The organism is Arthrobacter sp. TmtSoilC51, assembly GCF_055388015.1.
This window is the reverse complement of record NZ_AP035877.1, coordinates 1,483,867-1,502,030: the sequence shown is the minus strand read 5'-3', so window position 1 is coordinate 1,502,030 and position 18,164 is coordinate 1,483,867. Positions and strand designations below refer to the sequence as shown.

The 18,164-nt window shown below is 63.1% G+C and carries 15 protein-coding genes; 9 read left to right on the top strand and 6 right to left on the bottom strand.

All coding sequences use genetic code 11. The annotated features are described in order from the left end of the window. Nucleotides 1-60: 60 nt before the first annotated feature. The 3 genes from ACZ5G6_RS06960 to ACZ5G6_RS06950 are packed head-to-tail and all read right to left on the bottom strand — an operon-like array spanning nt 61 to nt 5,625. Nucleotides 61-1,698 carry a DUF5719 family protein gene (locus tag ACZ5G6_RS06960; protein ID WP_498690371.1) on the bottom strand — a complete coding sequence of 546 codons (1,638 nt, stop codon included), beginning with the start codon at nt 1,696-1,698 and terminating at the stop codon, nt 61-63. Further along, nucleotides 1,691-5,050, bottom strand: a complete 3,360-nt coding sequence (locus ACZ5G6_RS06955; RefSeq protein WP_498690370.1) for a glycosyltransferase — start codon at nt 5,048-5,050, stop codon at nt 1,691-1,693. Before ACZ5G6_RS06955 ends, ACZ5G6_RS06960 begins: the two co-directional genes overlap by 8 nt. A gap of 29 nt (nt 5,051-5,079) precedes the next feature. After that, complete coding sequence (locus ACZ5G6_RS06950) at nt 5,080-5,625, bottom strand: WhiB family transcriptional regulator (protein ID WP_263422347.1); 546 nt, start codon at nt 5,623-5,625, stop codon at nt 5,080-5,082. 366 nt (nt 5,626-5,991) lie between these two features. On the opposite strand from ACZ5G6_RS06950, the gene ACZ5G6_RS06945 reads away from it, so the two are divergent. Then, nucleotides 5,992-6,687 carry a TIGR03089 family protein gene (locus ACZ5G6_RS06945; protein ID WP_223936342.1) on the top strand — a complete coding sequence of 232 codons (696 nt, stop codon included), beginning with the start codon at nt 5,992-5,994 and terminating at the stop codon, nt 6,685-6,687. Here the strand turns inward: ACZ5G6_RS06945 and ACZ5G6_RS06940 are convergent. After that, nucleotides 6,674-7,246: a GtrA family protein gene (locus ACZ5G6_RS06940; protein ID WP_223936341.1), complete on the bottom strand. Its 573-nt coding sequence runs from the start codon at nt 7,244-7,246 to the stop codon at nt 6,674-6,676. The two genes, ACZ5G6_RS06945 and ACZ5G6_RS06940, sit on opposite strands and share 14 nt — an antisense overlap. Nucleotides 7,247-7,459: 213 nt before the next feature. On the opposite strand from ACZ5G6_RS06940, the gene ACZ5G6_RS06935 reads away from it, so the two are divergent. The 5 genes from ACZ5G6_RS06935 to ACZ5G6_RS06915 are packed head-to-tail and all read left to right on the top strand — an operon-like array spanning nt 7,460 to nt 13,132. Further along, entirely contained in the window at nt 7,460-8,647 is a 1,188-nt protein-coding gene (locus ACZ5G6_RS06935; RefSeq protein ID WP_223936340.1) for a 5-(carboxyamino)imidazole ribonucleotide synthase, read from the top strand. Then, nucleotides 8,644-9,207, top strand: coding sequence for a 5-(carboxyamino)imidazole ribonucleotide mutase (gene purE / locus ACZ5G6_RS06930; RefSeq protein WP_223936339.1), 564 nt, complete (start codon nt 8,644-8,646; stop codon nt 9,205-9,207). The genes ACZ5G6_RS06935 and purE overlap by 4 nt, the downstream gene beginning before the upstream one ends. Before the next feature lie 11 nt (nt 9,208-9,218). Continuing rightward, nucleotides 9,219-10,889, top strand: coding sequence for an LCP family protein (locus tag ACZ5G6_RS06925; protein ID WP_498690366.1), 1,671 nt, complete (start codon nt 9,219-9,221; stop codon nt 10,887-10,889). A gap of 53 nt (nt 10,890-10,942) precedes the next feature. Continuing rightward, entirely contained in the window at nt 10,943-12,193 is a 1,251-nt protein-coding gene (gene manA / locus ACZ5G6_RS06920; RefSeq protein WP_498690364.1) for a mannose-6-phosphate isomerase, class I, read from the top strand. Between the two features lie 3 nt (nt 12,194-12,196). After that, nucleotides 12,197-13,132: a lipid II:glycine glycyltransferase FemX gene (locus tag ACZ5G6_RS06915; RefSeq protein WP_223936336.1), complete on the top strand. Its 936-nt coding sequence runs from the start codon at nt 12,197-12,199 to the stop codon at nt 13,130-13,132. A gap of 311 nt (nt 13,133-13,443) precedes the next feature. On the opposite strand, the gene glpX is transcribed toward ACZ5G6_RS06915, so the two are convergent. Further along, nucleotides 13,444-14,466, bottom strand: coding sequence for a class II fructose-bisphosphatase (glpX, locus tag ACZ5G6_RS06910; RefSeq protein ID WP_223937509.1), 1,023 nt, complete (start codon nt 14,464-14,466; stop codon nt 13,444-13,446). Nucleotides 14,467-14,666: 200 nt separating this feature from the next. On the opposite strand from glpX, the gene ACZ5G6_RS06905 reads away from it, so the two are divergent. The 3 genes from ACZ5G6_RS06905 to ACZ5G6_RS06895 all read left to right on the top strand — a co-directional run bounded on the left by ACZ5G6_RS06905 (nt 14,667) and on the right by ACZ5G6_RS06895 (nt 17,569). Continuing rightward, nucleotides 14,667-15,350 (top strand): DUF4245 domain-containing protein, encoded by a 684-nt coding sequence (locus ACZ5G6_RS06905; protein ID WP_498690363.1) that lies wholly within the window; start codon nt 14,667-14,669, stop codon nt 15,348-15,350. Between the two features lie 89 nt (nt 15,351-15,439). Next, on the top strand, nt 15,440-16,054 hold the full coding sequence (locus ACZ5G6_RS06900) for a carbonic anhydrase (RefSeq protein ID WP_223936334.1): 615 nt from the start codon (nt 15,440-15,442) through the stop codon (nt 16,052-16,054). An 87-nt stretch (nt 16,055-16,141) separates the two neighbouring features. Continuing rightward, nucleotides 16,142-17,569, top strand: a complete 1,428-nt coding sequence (locus ACZ5G6_RS06895; RefSeq protein ID WP_223936333.1) for a class II fumarate hydratase — start codon at nt 16,142-16,144, stop codon at nt 17,567-17,569. A 42-nt stretch (nt 17,570-17,611) separates the two neighbouring features. Here the strand turns inward: ACZ5G6_RS06895 and ACZ5G6_RS06890 are convergent, their stop codons facing one another. Continuing rightward, the gene (locus ACZ5G6_RS06890; RefSeq protein WP_498690360.1) at nt 17,612-18,088 is read right to left on the bottom strand and encodes an NUDIX hydrolase; all 477 of its coding nucleotides are present in this window, start codon (nt 18,086-18,088) and stop codon (nt 17,612-17,614) included. Nucleotides 18,089-18,164: the final 76 nt, after the last annotated feature.

Here is an 18,164-nt window from a genome sequence, read left to right as displayed (position 1 = left end):
CGCCCAAAGGCGAGCCCGTAACGCCGCTGGTAGCCCACCGTCACTAGTAGCCCACGGTCACTAGTAGCCCATGGTCACTGGGACTTTTTCAAGTCCTGCAGCAGCATCCTGGATGCCCAGCACGGAGACGTCTGGGCGGTCCTGCCTACCCAGCAAAAGTGCTCCGTACACCGGGTCCCCTGATGCCGATACCACATACCCTGCAATCACAGCCTGTCCGGATTTTGCCGGGAGCCCGATCAGCGACGTTGTGCCGCCGGACATGTCCACATCCACGGACTTGCCCACCTTCCCATCGGCGGTCACCGGTGCATAGCTGACTGTCGCACGGCCCTCGGGAACACCGAAGCTGAAGAAGCCCTGACCGTCATGGGGCACCGCCACCACATGCTGGCTGCCGAGGCGGGCCGAAGACGGAGACCAAGCGAAATCCGTGGGCTCCTCCGCTTTGGCACCCCTCGCAATCCTGGTTGAAGCCACGAAAGCGACATCCGAACTCGCGCTCACTGTATAGCTTCCAGCAGGAACGCCGTCGAGATCCAAAGTAGATACTGTGCCGCCCTTGACGGTGACCACTCCCCCGTTGGGAAGCTGCCGCTCACCATTTGCGCCGTACAGCCGGACTTGAACCACTGCGTCGGTGGAGCCAGGCACGGCAATTTCAAGCGCGGGGACGGCATCAGCAAAGCCGGATTTGCTGCCCAGTGCCTTGATGGCGGCTGCATCCTGGATGTCGACGCCCGCCATCACCTGGAGATTGGACGGCCCGGAACCTGGGGACAGGAACTCCACGCCACCCGGCACGAGTCCGCGCAGCACGCTCTGCTGGATGGTCCCGGCTACGGGTCCGCCTGAGCTGCGCACGTGCACTGCCAGTTGGGATTCGCCAGGGGCCAGGCCGGCAAGGTTCACTGAACGGGTGGTTCCGGGAGCGATCAGGAGACCGCGTGCGCCAGGGGCCTGGATCCGTCCTTGAGCGCCAAAAAGGTCCAGGTTGACGGTTGCCGGCGTTTCGGATGCATTGCTCAGGTTCAGGACCGCTGTCCTGCCGAGCGCGGTGTCCGCGCCCAACAACCACGCGTCGTTTCCAGGTTGCTGGCACGGGGCCGCGGCCAGGCCACGGAGGTCGCCGTCCGTGGCTGAGTAACTGAGATTAGCGGCCAAGGAAGCTTGTTCATTTCCGATGGGGTCAGCGCCTACCACCGTGGGGGCAGCAACGGGGCTGATGGAGGCCACCGCGGCCGCCAATACCGGCGGGCCCGGCGAGGGCGACGGGGTGCTTGTGGGTGGCTTTGCAATCTGCGCAACCGCCTCCCCCGCCAAGGACGTCACTTTGCTTCCCGGAATGGTGCCTGCGGGATTGCTCAGGACCACGGCATTGAGCGCACTGGTGGCAGTGGTGGAAACCGGGCTGAATTCAGCATCCGTGCCTACATCGGTTCCAGTGACAAGGCGCGCTGGTTCCGGGCAGACGCCCAGGGAGCGACCTGCCGGAACATCGGCCTGCCGGATGTCCACGGCAGAGCCCCCGGAGGGGGCCGGAACCATTGAGGTGGCGGCAACCGCTCCCCCTCCCGCAGCAAGAATCACCACGGCAGACAAAACCCCTGTGATGATCCCCTTGTTGGAGCCGCGGGTGCCCTTGGTGGAGCTGCGCTTCCCTTGATCGTCGACCTTGTTCTTGGGGTCGTCAGACACTGCTGTACTCCTTACGGAGGGAGACTTCGTCCCTCGACATGCCGGTTCGCGAGCGGCGGGCAGGCATCGGAACGGCCAGCAGCACGGTCAGTCCGAACACCACTGCCTGCAGGATGCCAAACCAAAGACCCCAGGGATTGGTGTAGCGGATTTCAAGGTCGCCTCCGCTGGCGGGAAGTTCGAAAGCTTGGGCCCAGCCGGACGTGGTCGCCTTCAGCTGGCGCCCATCCATCCAAGCACTCCATCCGGGATCGGACCGTTCGGCCAGGACCACGCGGCGCCCCTCGTCACCCGAGGGCACGGACGCGTCCACCGATACCTCTGCTGACGGCAGGGAGCCGATGATTTCACCCTGGGCATTCAGAATTCGAACCCTGTGCGCGGTGTCCGCGGCGGTCGAGGCAGAGGGGCTCTGCGGCGTGACGCGCCACAACCAACCGGCGTCGGTTTGTCCAACAGCAACCAGACCCGGGACGGCGTCGATCCTGCTGGCCGTTAGTTGCGCTGCGTCGTCAGCGGCCTTAAGCACCACAAAACCTGCACCGAGCTGCTCAAGATCGCTGCGGGGGTCCACTCCTGTGCTCGCCACGATTGTGGCCACAGCCCTGCGGAGGGACGCAGTAGCCTCGTCGTCGGTGGCAATCTCTTCACGGCCGGGAGCGCCGATGATGGTCCTGGCCGAGGCGATGGTGGACAGGCTGTCCAGCGTAGTCCCGGCACCGCGCATCAGTGAGGACGTGAAGGCGCCCTGCTCACCGCTGGTAATAACCAGGGTTCGCGTACGTTCCGGTCCCTCGCCACGGTCGACGGCGGTGGCTGGCAAAGTGCCCCTATCCACCGGCCGCACTTGGCGGGCCGAGCCCAAGGATGACTTGTTACTGTCCCCGGTCAGTGCGGCGGCAGCGGTATCGGTGGCCACCGGGGCCTCGGACGAGGGCTGCAGGACGTTCTGTCCTGCCCATGCCGCCATCCCGGCCAGGGGTCCACCCATCAAGAGGGCAAGGGCCACGCCCGAGGCCATGCGACGGAAGGACGCCTTCCAACGGGTGGTATCCGATGCCCTGTTGGAAACTGCGAATATTTTCTCGGCACCCAGCAATGCCGCACCGAGCAGCAGGATACCCGCGGCCGAAACCGCCGGTCCGGTGAATGGGCCAATAATCACATTGTTGTTGACGCCTGTGGCCACGTGGCCCATCAGCCAACTACTGGCCAGCGTTGCCAGTGCGGCCAACCAGAAGACGCGGGCCAGGACGGTGCGCTTACCGGGAAGGAACAACGCTGCGACGGCCAGGAGAAGTACCGGGACGCTGACCAGCAGCGCCAGCAACTGCGCCCAAGGCACAGCGCCTGGTCCGAACATCCCAAGGCCTGTGAGGCCGCCGTCAATCTTGAACGCCAACGGCTGGCCCAGGAACTGCTGCCACAGCGGTGCGGCGTCGAAGCTGAGGGGCAGTCCAGGATCTGCGAGCAAAGAACGGGGGCGGTCGAGTACCGAAATACCGTAGGGAATGAATAAGGCTGCACTGGGCAAAAGGGCCCACCACAGCGTCTTTCCCCGTTGTCCGAGCACCACGGCTGCCAGGACCACAACAACAGTAATCGGCCCCAGGAGCGAAGGTGCCGAGGCGGTGATGGCAGCCATCGCCAAGCCTGCCGCCGCTGCGGCAGTCCAGGACGGCGTGCCGTTAATGCCCGGCTTACCGAGCACGGGCACCGGGCGGCGAGTGAAAGGTGCCCGTACGGCATGGTGTCCCCGGCCTATGGCGGAGCCCGAGGCCCGTATCAGCGCCAGCATGAGCAAGGGCATCAGGACGTGGGCCACCAAGGCGCCCGGCCTGCCCTGGTTTATGGCAATAAGCAGGGCAGGAGCCCCGGACCAGGCAAGGGCGGCAACCATCCGGAACCGGCGCCGCGTGGTTAACGCACCAGCAGCGAACCAGGCGCTGATCGCAGACAGTGGCATGGCCAGGATCAACAGCCACACCATTGCCGAGTTGCCATCGCCGCCGCCAAACAAGGACAGAAGCCACAATACGTAAGCGAAGGGATCGCCGTGCCCCGGCAGCCCCGCTCCGAGGGAAATCCACCAGGTGGAGGCGTTGGACCAGATATCAGCAGGGGACCCGGACAAAGGAAGGAGTCCTCCTCCGGCCACAATTCCCGTGCGCAGGAGGCCAACCAGCCCTACCAAGGAAGCCGCTAGCGCGATGATGGCGGCAGCAACTGCACCGGTACCCACCCACCCGCGTTCGTTGGTTGCCAGTGCCGCGAAATCGTCGGAGGCATCGCCGCTGGGTTCGGGGGCTAGAAGATCGGAGGCGACGGAAGTCTCCTCGCTGGGGCGGATTGCCTCCAGCAGGGAGCGCCTGTTGGCGCGGACCTCGCGGGACGACGTTTGGAGGCCCCGGACCACCGAACGGTGCACGCGACGTGTCCTGGCCGCGGTACGCCGGCCCCTTGCAACAGCGAATGGCCGGAGCAAGCCCGCAATCGTCGCGGTGAACTGGGAGAATCCGTAGCCCGGTTCCTTGACCAGAATGCTCAGCACCAGCCGGACGAGCGCGCCCAAGAGCGCCCCCGCGGCCTGGAACGGTACGTTCCACCACGGCGTGTGCTTGAGGCGCATGTGAATTTGTGCCTTGCGGGCCGCCGAGGACGTGCCTAGACCATGGGGGCGGTGCTCCACGTGGAACATCCGCGCGCTTGGCACCACCACCACACGGTTTCCCGCAAGCCAGTTGCGCCAACAGAAATCGACGTCATCGCCGCTGCCCGGCAAAGCAGGGTCGAAGCCCTGCAGGTGCTCCCAGACGTCCCTCCGGATCAGCATGCCGGCAGAGTTCACGGCAAAGGTGTCAGTGCGGGCGTCGTATTGCCCTTGGTCCACTTCGTCGGCGTCGATCAGCGTGAGGCGTTCAGCCCAGCGGCTAGTGGACAAGCCAACGTCCACCACATGGCGTTCGTGGTCCCATCCAAGTTGCTTGCAGCCGGCAACAGTTACCGAAGTGGTTCTTTCCACTGCGTGGAGAAGCTCGGCCAAGGCATCCGGCGCCGGAGCGGCGTCGTCATGAAGGAGCCAGATCCATTCGACAGCACCGGCGGGTTCTGCGTTGTTGGCAAAGCCCACGGGAGCAAGCTCATCCAGGCCCGCCTGGACAGCAGCACCGAATCCGGACTTTGGCTGGACGTATTCGGTGACGTTTGCTTGCCCCAAGGCCTCACGGAGCAGCTCGAGGGAATTGTCCGTGGATCCTGTATCAATGCCAATGGCGGCATCTGCCGAACGCGTCTGGTCCGACAGTGCCGCCAAGGTCCTGGGGAGATAGTTCCCGCCGTCGTGGGCAACCACGACGGCGGTAACGTGTACTTCCTTAAGAATTAGACTGCCCGCTTCCTCAACCGACGACGTTCGCGCTCAGAGAGCCCGCCCCAGATGCCGAATCGCTCGTCGTTTGCCAGGGCGTACTCGAGGCACTGCGAACGGACGTTGCACGCTCCGCAGACCTTCTTGGCGTCCCTCGTTGATCCGCCCTTTTCGGGAAAGAATGCTTCAGGATCTGTCTGGGCGCACAAGGCGTCAGTCTGCCATCCGAGTTCGCCCTCGTCATCGAAGTCGCCTTGGCCCGGCAGTCCAATCCATACCGGCTGTCCTGGGATTTCCTGGGGACGACGCAACTCCATGGGAGGATCGTCCACGTCTTCGTCCGGCCCAGCGGGCAGGTCACCAATCAACGCCTCGTGTGCAGCGAGGAGGGCAGTTGCTTGGTCCTCCAAAGACTGCTGTACGTTCTGGTTGTATCGGTCTGCCGCTTCCGGATCCGCCGGGTCCACATACCAGTCCCCTGGCACTTCCCGCGAACGGTATTTCACCGACGCATGTTCTGCGACGACTGCATCTTCCTGGATACGCAACGCTTGCCCCATGGCGTCCCTCCTGATTTTGCAGCTGCTGCTTGGATGTGTTTCCGATTCCCGGCGTTGTTCCGGGAATCTGTGCAGCGGCGTTGATTACTAATTACACGCGTGTAACTACCCGCCAGTCAAGCCGCGCCGGGATAATAATCAAGAATCTGTAGAAACGTGGGATGCGCCACGCCCAACATTTTCCGTCGTGGCGCGCGAGGCTCCGGGCCAAAACGGAAGCCTGGCATCAGTTTCCATGAACAACTCCTGACATTCCGGGGAATTCCCAACCCCACCCCGGGATGTCCATCGTATGGACTTAACGGACCTGTGTTGCATTTCACATTCTTCGGCGACCCCGGCTTGCCATCGTGGCAGGATTGACCCATGAGCATCCCGGCAGCGAACCTGATGACCGCCCTGCGATCCGGCCACTCCACGTCACCCAGGCTGACGTGGTACGGACCCGATTCCGAGCGCGTAGAGCTATCCGGGCGGGTATTGGACAACTGGGTAGCCAAGACCAGCAACCTCCTGCAGGACGAACTCGACGCCGAGCCGGGCATGGCCATCCGCCTGGACCTCCCGGCTCACTGGAAGTCCTTTGTGTGGGCGCTGGCCGCTTGGCAACTGGGCATGGAGGTGGTGTTCAATGACACCGCTGCCGACCTGCTCGTTACAGACACTCCCGACGACGGCGCCCGGGGCGGCTTTGACGCGGTCGTCGCCGTGCCGCTCGCGGCACTTGCGATGCGTTGGCCCGGCGAGCTGCCATCCGGCGTCGTGGATTATGCCGCGGAGGTCCGCTCGCACGGTGATGTCTTCATGGCGCACAACGAGCCTGAGGCAGGCCTCCCGGCCGTCCGTGGCACAGCTGGCCACACCCACGACAGCCTTCTGGACGGATTCGCCGCAACCCAGGACACCGGCGTCCGGCTATTGGTTCGGGCAGCCGAGGGTTTGGAGCCGGGCCTGGCAGCGGCGTTGGGCGCGTGGAAAGAGGACGGCTCAGTGGTGCTCGTGCATCCCGATCTGGAAGTGACGGAGCACCTGCTTGAGAATGAGCGCGTCAGCCGTTCTTGACCGAGGGGAATTCGCCGGTGGGCGGCGCAGGAGCGGCAGCCTCCGCGGCGTCCACCTTGGGCTTGTGGTGCAGTTCGATGATCTCGTGGTCGTGGGAGTAAGCAGGCTCGGCGTCCAGCTCTTCGTTGAAGACCCAGAAGCGGTACGCGAAGAACCGGAAAATGGTGCCCAGGATGAGTCCCACGACGCTGCCTGCGATGAACAGCGACGGCTTGTCATTCAAGTCCAGGATGTACTTGGCGAACCATACACAACCGGAGGCGATCAGCAGTCCGACGAAATTCATCACGGCAAACAGCACGGCTTCACGGACCACGTTCGCCTGTTTGCGGTGGCGGAAAGTCCAGAAGCGGTTGGCTACCCAGGAGAACACGCTTGCAACGATCGTCGCGATGGCCTTGGCCCAGACTTCGCTTCCGTGCATCGGGCCCGAAAAGAGCCAGATGTAAACTGCTGAGTCAATGACAAAAGCAACACCGCCTACGGCGCCGAACTTTGCTACCTCACGCCAAAAAAGTGAGGCAAGTCCGCGGATGCGATCTGCAAGTGTGGTGATCATGACCCTCCATGGCCGTTGAAAAGTGGGCCGATGGGCCAGATCCATTTTAGCGCCCATTTCCAAGCGCTGCCTTTGAGTCCCCTGTGAGAACGCCGATACCGGGGCCCTGTCCGCCGCCAGCCCACGGCCAAGCCCGGTTTAAATCGTGACCATAGAGTGGCTGAATAGTGGCTGAATCAGCGTTCCGGCCGCTGGTTCGGTAGGCTGAACCTTGTGACTTTTCCAGTAATTGGTGTTGTTGGCGGCGGCCAGCTCGCACGCATGATGGCCCCGCCCGCTACCGCTTTAGGCTTCGAACTACGTGTTTTGGCTGAGGGCGAGGACGTTTCGGCTGTCCCCGCTGTGGCCAACGCCCCTATTGGCGACTACAAAGACCTTGACGCTCTCCTCGAGTTCTCCAAGGGAGTGGACGTCCTCACGTTCGATCACGAACACGTTCCGACGCAACACCTGCGTGCCTTGCTCGACGCCGGTGTGAACGTCCAGCCGGGACCGGATGCCTTGGTAAATGCCCAGGACAAACTCGTCATGCGCGCGGCCATCGATCGCCTCGGCCTGCCGAATCCGGAATGGGCCGCTGTTGACTCCGTGGAAGATTTGGTGGCTTTCGGCGACAAGATCGGCTGGCCTGTGGTGCTGAAGACGCCGCGGGGCGGCTACGACGGCAAGGGCGTCCGGATTGTCGACTCCGCTGATGATGCCGCTGGCACTTCTGACTGGTTCCAGTCAATGAGCCCACTGCTTGCAGAAGCCAAAGTGGACTTCAGCCGCGAACTCTCCGCGCTTGTTGCGCGCACGCCCAGTGGCGAATCACGTGCGTGGCCCGTTGTTCACACCATCCAGGTGGACGGTGTGTGCGACGAAGTTATCGCCCCCGCCCCGAACATCCCACTCGAAGTTGCGGCGGCAGCCGAGGAGGCTGCGCTACGTATTGCCAACGAGCTCGGGGTCACGGGCGTCATGGCTGCTGAGCTGTTTGAAACCCCAGGCGTTGGCGCCGGATTCCTCATCAACGAACTCGCAATGCGCCCCCACAACACGGGGCACTGGACGCAGGACGGGTCCATCACCAGCCAGTTCGAACAGCATCTCCGGGCGGTCCTGGACCTTCCACTGGGCGCCACGGATGCCATAGCGCCGGTATTTGTCATGAAGAACTTCCTGGGTGGAGACAACCAGGACCTCTTTGAAGCCTTCCCCATGGCCTTGGCTTATGAACCGGCGGCGAAGGTGCACTGCTATGGCAAGTCCGTGCGGCCAGGCCGAAAGATCGGGCATGTCAACCTGGCCGGCACCTCAATCTCGGACGTAGATTCCGTCCGCCAACGCGCCACGGCGGTGGCCAACATCATCCGTGACGGCCGCATGCCTGCACAGACCACCTCCGAGGAGACCGAATGACGTCAGAATCAACAGCCCCACTCGTAGGGCTCGTCATGGGCTCCGACTCCGACTGGCCGGTCATGGAAGCCGCTGCGGACGCCTTGGCTGAGTTCGGCATCCCGTTCGAGGCAGATGTCGTCTCCGCGCACCGCATGCCCACCGAGATGATCCGCTACGGACAGACCGCACACGAGCGCGGCCTGCGCGTCATCATCGCCGGAGCAGGCGGCGCTGCGCACTTGCCTGGAATGTTGGCTTCGGTCACTCCCCTGCCCGTGATCGGCGTCCCCGTTCCCTTGAAGACCTTGGACGGCATGGACTCACTGTTGTCCATCGTGCAAATGCCTGCCGGCGTCCCGGTTGCCACTGTCTCCATCGCCGGTGCGCGCAATGCTGGACTCCTGGCTGTACGGATGCTGGCCTCCGGCACCGACGACCTTGCCGTCCGTCTTCGTGAAGACCTGCTGCGCTTCGCCCAGGAGTTGAACGACGTCGCCACGAAGAAGGGCGAAAACCTGCGCCACAAGGTGGAAGAGGTCTTCTCCCCTGCCAATGCTTCCGCCCGGAGCAGCCGCTAGGAAGGCAGCGGATGACCACCATGCACAAGAACACGAATGAGTCAGGTGCCGCCCTGACTGATCCAGTCCGCTATCCATCCGGGGCCAGTGCCCCGGTGCGGACCAAACGCGCCTTCGTGCTGGTCCTCCTCACTCTCTTCATCCCCGGCAGCGCACAGATCGTCGCGGGCGACCGAAAGCTGGGCCGCATGGCCCTGCGCGTCACACTCACAGTGTGGGCCCTGGCTGTGCTGACGCTTTTGATTGCGCTGGTGAACCGGAGCCTGCTGCTCAGCATCGTGACGCATCCCGTGGGATCACTGTTCATCATCGTTGTCCTTATCGCCCTGGCTTTGGGCTGGGCCTATCTGTTCCTGAACACGCTTCGGATCATCCGGCCCAACCTGCTGGCGCCCGGGATGCGTCCCATCATTGCCGTCGTCCTTGCGGTGACAACTGTCCTCGCCAGCGGGTCATTGGGCTACCTTGCGTACGTGCTGAACGTCAGCCGCAACGCGATCGGCAGCATTTTCGACGCCGGCCCTGCCATCGATCCCGTAGATGGTCGCTACAACTTCCTGATGATGGGCGGCGACGCCGGTGATGACCGGACGGGTCGGCGTCCAGACAGCCTTTCAGTCATCAGCGTGGACGCCAAAACCGGTGAAAGTGCCATCATTTCCGTGCCCCGGAACTTGCAGAACGCACAGTTCAGCGAGGGCTCGCCCATGCGGAAGATCTATCCCGACGGCTACAACTGCGGCGATGAATGCCTCATCAATGCCGTCAACACCGAGGTCACCAACAACCACAAGGACCTGTACCCGGGGGTTGCCGATCCCGGAGCCCAGGCAACCCTTGAAGCTGTGTCCGGGACCTTGGGGATCACTGTGCAGGCGTATGTGCTGGTGGACATGGACGGGTTCGCCAAGCTCATCGATGCCATGGGCGGCATCCGCATCAAGGCTGGCGGCTGGGTACCCATCAGTGGTCCCGTGACTGACGAGGCCAACGGAATCCACGGCATGCCTGATGGCTGGATCCCGGCCGGCGACCAACACCTGGATGGCTTCCACGCATTGTGGTACGGCCGTTCCCGCGAATTCGTTGACGACTACGCCCGCATCGCCCGCCAGCAATGCGTACAGCAGGCCATGCTCAAGCAGCTGGACCCCGGCACGTTGCTCACCAAGTTCGAGGACATCGCCAACGCAGGCACCAAGGTGGTGGAGTCCAACATCTCCTCTGCGCAGCTCGGCAGCTTTGTGGACCTTGCCTTGAAGTCCAAGAGCCAACCAGTCAAGCGCCTCACTATTGGCCCGCCCGATTTTGATGCCTCGTTCTCCACAGTGCCCGACTTCGACCTGATTCACTCGAAGGTCAAGGAACTGCTGACCTCCGAGGGCAGCCCCAAAGCCGATGACTCCATGGTGTCCAACAACGGCGCTGTGGGTTCTAATACTGCGGGTTCTAGTACTGTGGGCTCTCATGTCGCGGCGGCTGGCCCGGTCCGCGGCGGCTTGCCGGCCAGGACGCCAGCAGGTCAGCAGCCGTCTCCGTCGTCGTCGGATTTCACACCGGTGACCACCACCCCGGACGGCACACCCATCACGGAAGAACTACTCAACGGCCTCAAAGCCCAGGGCGACGAGCAAGGCATACGGGATCTCGTGGCGACCAATGGGCAGTGCGCCCCGCTGTAGCCCCCTGCAGCACCACCACCTCACGTTCAGCGCGACGATAAGGACTTTCCTTCGTGTATCAGATTGAGAATGTTTTGCGACCCTACGCGTGGGGTTCGACGACGGCGATCGCCGGCTTGCTGGGGCGGCCGGCCTCAGGTGGTCCGGAGGCAGAAATGTGGATCGGCGCCCACCCTGACTCCCCTTCCACGGCCATTCACCCGAATGGAGTTACGCAACCCCTCGATGCCCTGATCGCAACGGATCCTACGCATTTCCTGGGAACCGCCAGCCTTGCCGAGTTCGGGCCCCGGCTTCCCTTCCTTACCAAGCTCCTGGCCGCGGAACAGCCCCTTTCCTTGCAAGTGCACCCCAGTTTGGAACAAGCACGCGAAGGCTTCGCCCGGGAGAATGCGGCTGGGATTCCTGCTGATTCCCCCGAACGCAACTACCGGGACGATAACCACAAACCCGAGATGATCTTTGCGCTTACCCCGTTCCGGGCGTTGTGTGGCTTCCGCACCCCTGCAGCAGCCAAGGGCGTGTTTGAGCACCTTGCCAAAGTGCTGGATTCCGCTGCGGTGGAGGTCCCTGCGGTCATCAGCGGTGTCATCTCCGATCTCAGCCTGCCCGACGAGTCCCAAGCCCTCAAGGCTGCCTTCACCCGCCTGATTCAGGGCGGCACCGACGCCTCCGATGCGATTCACGAGATAGAGGCCGTCCTGCGTGCCGGCGCTCCCCAAGAGCCCCACCAGGATGCGCTGGCGGCGATGCTGGGAATCAATGAGGCCTTCCCTGGCGATGCTGGCGTGCTCATTTCCCTGCTCCTCAACCACCTGTCCTTGCAGCCGGGCGAGGCCGTGTACTTGCCGGCTGGCAACGTCCACGCCTACCTTCACGGCCTGGGCGTAGAAGTCATGGCTTCCTCGGACAATGTGCTGCGCGGCGGCCTCACGCCAAAGCACGTTGACGTCCCGGAACTCGTCAAGACCATCCGTTTTGAATCGATGGGCGTGCCCCGCGTTGAAGCCAGCGGCACGGAGTTTGGCCAGGAACTGTATCGCCCGCCCTTCAAGGAGTTCCAGCTCCAGCGGATCGAACTCGGCCCGGGTGCCGAACCGGTGCCGCTGGCACAGTCCGGTCCAGCCGTCGTCGTGGTTGTTGCCGGATCCGTGGTGCTCGACTCTCCCAAGAGCGACCTTCCGCTGCAGCGCGGCGGTGCCGCTTTCATCCCTGAGGTGGAGAACCCGGTGAACGTGCACCCTGTGCAAGGCGCGACCGATACAAGCATTGCCTTCGCCGTGACCACAGGACTGGGTAACTGAGCCGTGGACTTTTTTCTGCAGTCGCCCGCTTGGGCTGACGTCCAGCGCTCGCTCGGCCGCCGGGTCCATGAGCAGTCCGGCCCCGGGTGGAGCTTTCTCGCCATCGAGGAAAAGAACCCGGCCGGCAAGGTCATCTACGCCCCTTACGGGCCCGTGGCAAAGTCCGTGGACGCCTTCGACGCCGCGACGGCAGCTTTGGTGGCATTGGCGAAAAAGGAGCGTGCGGTGTTCGTGCGCATGGAACCCGCATCGGCAGGGTTCACGGCATCAGAGGCCGACGAGCTGCTCCGTGCACGCGGCCTGCAGCCCGCGCCCGTCAACCAGCAGCCCGAGTTGAGCTGGATCGTGGACCTCGAGGGCGACTTCAAGGACGTCCTTGCCGGAATGAAGCCAACCAACCGGAACCTGTACCGGAACATCCACAAGAAGGGCGTGACGTTCCGGGCATCCCAGGATCCCGCGGACATCAAGATCCTCCTGCATTTCCTCCACTTGACGGCAGCACGCAACGGGTTCAAGCCCCAAAGCGACGAGTACCTCACGCAGGTGGCCGAATCATTGCTCCCCGCCGGTGCAGGGACGCTCTTCATAGCGGAACTTGAAGGCGAGCCGATCGCTGCGGCTTTCACCTACGATTCCGCGGACACCCGCACCTATGCCCACGCCGCCTTGGATGACACCCACCGCAAGCTCAGTGCCGGCATTCCCCTGCTGGTCAATCTCATGGCAGATGCCAAGGAGAAGGGCCTCAAGCACGTGGACCTCTGGGGCGTGGCCCCCGAGGACCAGCCCGACCATAAATGGGCCGGCTTCACGTCCTTCAAGAAGTCCTTCGGAGGCCGCGAAGTAGCCTACCCCGGCACCTGGGACCTCCCAGTGAACAAACTCCGCTACCGCGCCTACCAACTGGCAAGGCAACTCCGGGACAAACTCCGCTAAATACTCCGGGGGCCGGGCCAACTCAGAAGGTCCGGCCCGTACCGCCACGACCCACTTTGAGGCGGGCTACCCCGCGCCACGCCGCAGATCACGGCGTGTCGGCAGGGTTCCCAAGTCAAAGTAGGTGGTGACGGCACACCCCGCGGCCCGGCCACTCCAAAACAGCGCGAAACCGGAACCCGCGGCACCATCGCATCCAGACAAGCGAAAAGCGCCCTATCGCGTCAGCGGCATCAAATCGACGAGGTACGAGGAGATAGCCGCAGAGCGATGGGGCGCTTTTCGCGTCAAGGACGCGACATCAGCGGAGGCTACGGCTTGCGCGCGTACGTCTCCCACTTGGATGCGAGGTGCTCAGCATCAACGAAGCGCACGGTGCCGGACTTGGAACGCATCACGATGGACTGCGTCAGTACGCGGTCCTTCTGGTAACGAACGCCGCGGAGGAGGTCGCCGTCGGTGATACCGGTGGCTGCGAAGTAGCAGTTGTCCGAGGTGACGAGGTCGTTGGTGGAAAGGACGCGGTCGAGGTCGTGTCCGGCGTCGATTGCCTTCTGCTTCTCGTCGTCCGAGGTGGGCCACAGACGGCCCTGGATAACACCGCCCAGTGACTTGATGGCACAGGCCGCAACGATGCCTTCCGGGGTGCCGCCGATGCCCATGAGGGCGTCCACGCCGGTTCCGGACCGGGCTGCTGCGATGGCACCTGCGACGTCGCCGTCCATGATGAACTTGGTGCGTGCACCGGCTTCGCGGATTTCCTCCACGAGCGGGCGGTGCCGGTCGCGGTCCAGGATCATGACGTTGAGCTGGTTGACCTTGACGCCCTTGGCCTTGGCGATCAGGTGCAGGTTCTGCTTGACGGGCAGGCGCAGGTCCACCATGTCTGCGGCCTCAGGACCAGTGACCAGCTTTTCCATGTAGAAAACAGCGGAGGGATCGAACATGGAGCCGCGTTCCGCCACTGCCAGGACGGCGAGGGCGTTGTTGATGCCGAGGGCGGTCAAGCGGGTTCCGTCGATGGGGTCCACGGCGACGTCGCACTCAGGACCGGTGCCGTCACCAACCTGCTCGCCGTTGAACAGCATGGGGGCTTCGTCTTTTTCGCCTTCACCGATGACCACGACGCCATTGAAGTGGACGGTGTGAAGGAACGAACGCATGGCATCGACGGCGGCGCCGTCTGCCTTGTTCTTGTCGCCGAAACCTACCCAGTGGCCACCGGCAATAGCCGCGGCCTCGGTGACACGGACGAGTTCCAGCGCCAGGTTGCGGTCGGGTTCGTCGGTGCCGACGGCGAGCGACGGCGAAATCGTGGAATACTGCTGGGTCATTGGTGCAGGAGACACTTGAACCTCTTCTTCGAGTGACGATTCACGGGACCGGACACGGTTGCACGAGGCAACCTGGGGTCCCTCTATGAACGATCATAGTCGCCGCATGCCCTTGGAGTCGCTGGATGACCACGGCCGGCAATTCCAGCGGTGAGGTTCCCGGTTGTGTGTTCACAGCTGGGATAAGGGACTATGGAGGTGTGAGTGAAACGCAGGACAAGCCCACTGCCGGCAATGAGCCCGAGGCAGCAGCGGCAAACCGCAACAGCGCCCCGGATGCCTCGGATGTCCCTTATAAACCCGTCATTCCGGCAAAAGCCGCCAAGCGGGCCAACGCATCCGTCATTGGCATGATCATTGCCTTGGTGCTGTGCGTCCTCGCGTTCCTTCCTGTGGTGCTGATGAACCCTGCCCCCAAGGGCGAAGGGTTTCGGCCAACCGTCGATGTCGCTTCCATAGCCCGCAACGCTGCGGATGTGGCGGGATTCACACCCGTCACGCCGGAAACGGGCGACACATTCAGGCCGAACTACGCCCGCTGGGAATCCGGCTCGGGGACGGGCGTGCCTACCTGGGAGGTTGGCTACCTGACTCCCAAGGAAGCCTTCATCGGCCTGACCCAGACCACCAAGTCGAATCCCACGTGGGTGCTGCAGCAGACCGGCAACCTTCCTGTCACCGGCGTCCGCAACGCTGGCGGCCAGGATTGGGAACTGCGTGATTCCGGCAAAGACAAGCGGAGCATGGTGCTCCAGTACCGAGGCACTACCATCATCCTCAGCGGCACGGCCAACCTCGAAGAGTTCGCCACGCTCGCGGCGGCAGTGGTTAAATCTGCGGATCAGGCTGCTGCGCCCTCTGGAACCCCCACGCCCTCCTCTTAAGCACACGCAGCTTAAGCACACGCAGCGAAACAGGTTCACGGGCCGAAACAGTTTCACGGGCCGCCACCTCTGGGCCGTAAAGTAATCAGGTGCCTACCTATCTGACTCCCGCCCTTGCTTGGCGCCGCCTCCAAGAGGGCAATGAACGTTTCGTTTCCGGCGAATCCCTGCACCCCAACCAGGATGCTTCGCGACGCTCCTCCCTGGTGGAGAACCAGAATCCCTTTGCCGTCATCTTCGGCTGCTCGGATTCCAGGCTTGCCGCAGAGATCATCTTCGATCTCGGCTTGGGCGACGCCTTCGTGGTTCGCACAGCCGGGCAAGTCATTGATGACGCCGTCCTTGGCTCGCTTGAATACAGCATCGCCGAACTCCGCGTTCCACTGATCGTCATTCTTGGACACGACAGCTGCGGAGCCGTGAAGGCCACCAAGGCCGCGGTGGAAACGGGTGAGATGCCCGTCGGATTCATTCGTGACCTGGTGGAACGCATCACGCCATCGGTATTGACTGCCAAGCGCAATGACCAAGAGGACGTCAACGACATGGTGGTGGAGCACGTCAAGCAAACGGCGGCCCGGTTGGCCGACAGCTCGCGTGTGATTTCCGACGCCATCGACGACGGCCGCGTCGCCGTCGTGGGCCTGTCCTACAAGCTCGATGAGGGCCGCGCGGCCCTCGTTTCCGGGATCGGCAAGCTCTAGCCGGCCGTGCTCCGGCGTTCGCGCCGGAGCACGTAGCACTCCCATCCGGGTTTTCGATGCGGCGCCCAATCGCCCTAAGCTAGCCCCATGACTTCCACCACTGAGTTCCGTATTGAACATGACACGATGGGCGAAGTTCGCGTCCCCGTGAACGCCCTGTACCGCGCCCAGACGCAGCGTGCTGTGGAGAACTTCCCCATCTCCGGCAAGACGCTTGAGCGCACCCACATCGAAGCCCTTGCACGCGTCAAGAAGGCCGCTGCACTGGCGAACGCCGAACTGGGGGTGCTCGATGGTGAGCTCGCCGAGGCTATCGCCGCAGCTGCCGATGAGGTGGCAACGGGCAAGTACGACGGCGACTTCCCGATTGACGTCTTCCAGACCGGCTCGGGTACTTCCTCCAACATGAACACCAACGAGGTCATCGCTGAGCTCGCCTCGCGTGCCCTCGCAGCCGCGGGCAGCGATAAGGTGGTCCACCCGAACGACCACGTGAATGCGTCGCAGTCCTCCAACGATGTGTTCCCGACGTCCGTGCACGTTGCCGCAACCTCGGCCCTGATCAATGACCTGATCCCGGCCCTGGAATACCTGGCAGCATCCCTGGACCGCAAGGCCGTTGAGTTCAAGGACGTCGTCAAGTCCGGCCGCACGCACCTTATGGACGCCACACCGGTTATGCTCGGCCAGGAGTTCGGCGGCTACGCTGCACAGGTCCGTTACGGCATTGAGCGCATCAACGCCGCACTCCCCCGCGTTGCCGAGGTTCCGCTGGGCGGCACCGCAGTCGGTACAGGCATCAACACCCCCGCCGGCTTCCCGGAACGCGTCATCGAACTGCTCGCAGCCGATACCGGCCTGCCGCTGACCGAAGCCCGCGACCACTTCGAAGCCCAAGCGAACCGCGATGGACTCATCGAAGGTTCCAGCCAGCTGCGCAACATCGCGATCTCCTTCATGAAGATCAACAACGACCTCCGCTGGATGGGTTCCGGTCCCAACACGGGCCTCGGCGAAATCGCCATCCCCGACCTGCAGCCGGGTTCCTCGATCATGCCGGGCAAGGTCAACCCCGTCATCTGCGAAGCGTCCATCATGGTTTGTGCCCAGGTCATCGGCAACGACACCGCCATCGCATGGTCCGGCACCAACGGCGCCTTCGAACTCAACGTAGGCATCCCCGTCATGGCCGCCAACCTGCTTGAGTCCATCCGCTTGCTGGCCAACACCAGCCGCGTCATGGCCGACAAGATGATCGACGGCATCACAGCCAACGTGGAGCGTGCCCGCTTCCTGGCCGAGGCTTCCCCGTCCATCGTGACCCCGCTGAACAAGTTCATTGGTTACGAGAACGCCGCCAAGATTGCCAAGATCGCCGTCAAGGAGGGCCTGACCATCCGCCAGGCAACCGAGAAGCTTGGCTTCGTGGGTGAAGGCGAGGGCAAGGTCTCCGAGGCAGAACTCGACAAGGCCCTGGACGTCACCACCATGACGTCCCCGGCGCACAAGGCCTAACTCTGGCCTGAAACTTTAGGCTGACGCCGGCATGAAATAGCGTTAGTCCTCCACCTGGTACGCCACGGGGCCTTCGGGTTCCGTGGCAAGCCTGATGGCCTGAAGGTTTCCCTCGCTCATGTCAGGCAGTTCATCCAAGCCAAACCACCCAACGGCGATCGATTCGTCATCGTTTACCTGAGCGTTGCCGGAAACATATCTGCAGCGGAAAGTGATGTCCAGGAAGTCGCAGACGTCGCCATTTGGGAAGGTCACCGGCCCCACAACCCCGACACCGATGATCCGCTCAGTTTCAGCAACTACTGCCGTTTCCTCAAAGATTTCCCTGACCAGTCCGGGCGCGGGATGCTCTCCTGGCTCAAGCATTCCGGTGATCACCGTCCAGTGGCCGTTGTCAGCCCGTTGGCAGAGCAACACCCGGCCACGGTCGTCGAAAACAACTCCCCTGACCGCCGGCAACCACAGAGGGTCATTCCCGATCTTCTCCCGCAGTTTTAGTACGAATTCCGGTGCGCCCATAGAGTCTAAAATCCCTCACATCAATCGTGGTGTCGAGGCCAGTGCGTCAAGCGTGCACAGGGCTAAGCATGCCCCA

Excerpts from the sequence above, each read along its gene's own strand:
- ACZ5G6_RS06950 (WP_263422347.1), bottom strand. The coding sequence starts at position 5,625 with ATGGGGCAAGCGTTGCGTATCCAGGAAGATGCAGTCGTCGCAGAACAT.
- ACZ5G6_RS06945 (WP_223936342.1), top strand. The coding sequence starts at position 5,992 with ATGAGCATCCCGGCAGCGAACCTGATGACCGCCCTGCGATCCGGCCAC.
- ACZ5G6_RS06940 (WP_223936341.1), bottom strand. The coding sequence starts at position 7,246 with ATGATCACCACACTTGCAGATCGCATCCGCGGACTTGCCTCACTTTTT.
- purE (WP_223936339.1), top strand. The coding sequence starts at position 8,644 with ATGACGTCAGAATCAACAGCCCCACTCGTAGGGCTCGTCATGGGCTCC.
- ACZ5G6_RS06925 (WP_498690366.1), top strand. The coding sequence starts at position 9,219 with ATGACCACCATGCACAAGAACACGAATGAGTCAGGTGCCGCCCTGACT.
- glpX (WP_223937509.1), bottom strand. The coding sequence starts at position 14,466 with ATGACCCAGCAGTATTCCACGATTTCGCCGTCGCTCGCCGTCGGCACC.
- ACZ5G6_RS06895 (WP_223936333.1), top strand. The coding sequence starts at position 16,142 with ATGACTTCCACCACTGAGTTCCGTATTGAACATGACACGATGGGCGAA.
- ACZ5G6_RS06890 (WP_498690360.1), bottom strand. The coding sequence starts at position 18,088 with ATGGGCGCACCGGAATTCGTACTAAAACTGCGGGAGAAGATCGGGAAT.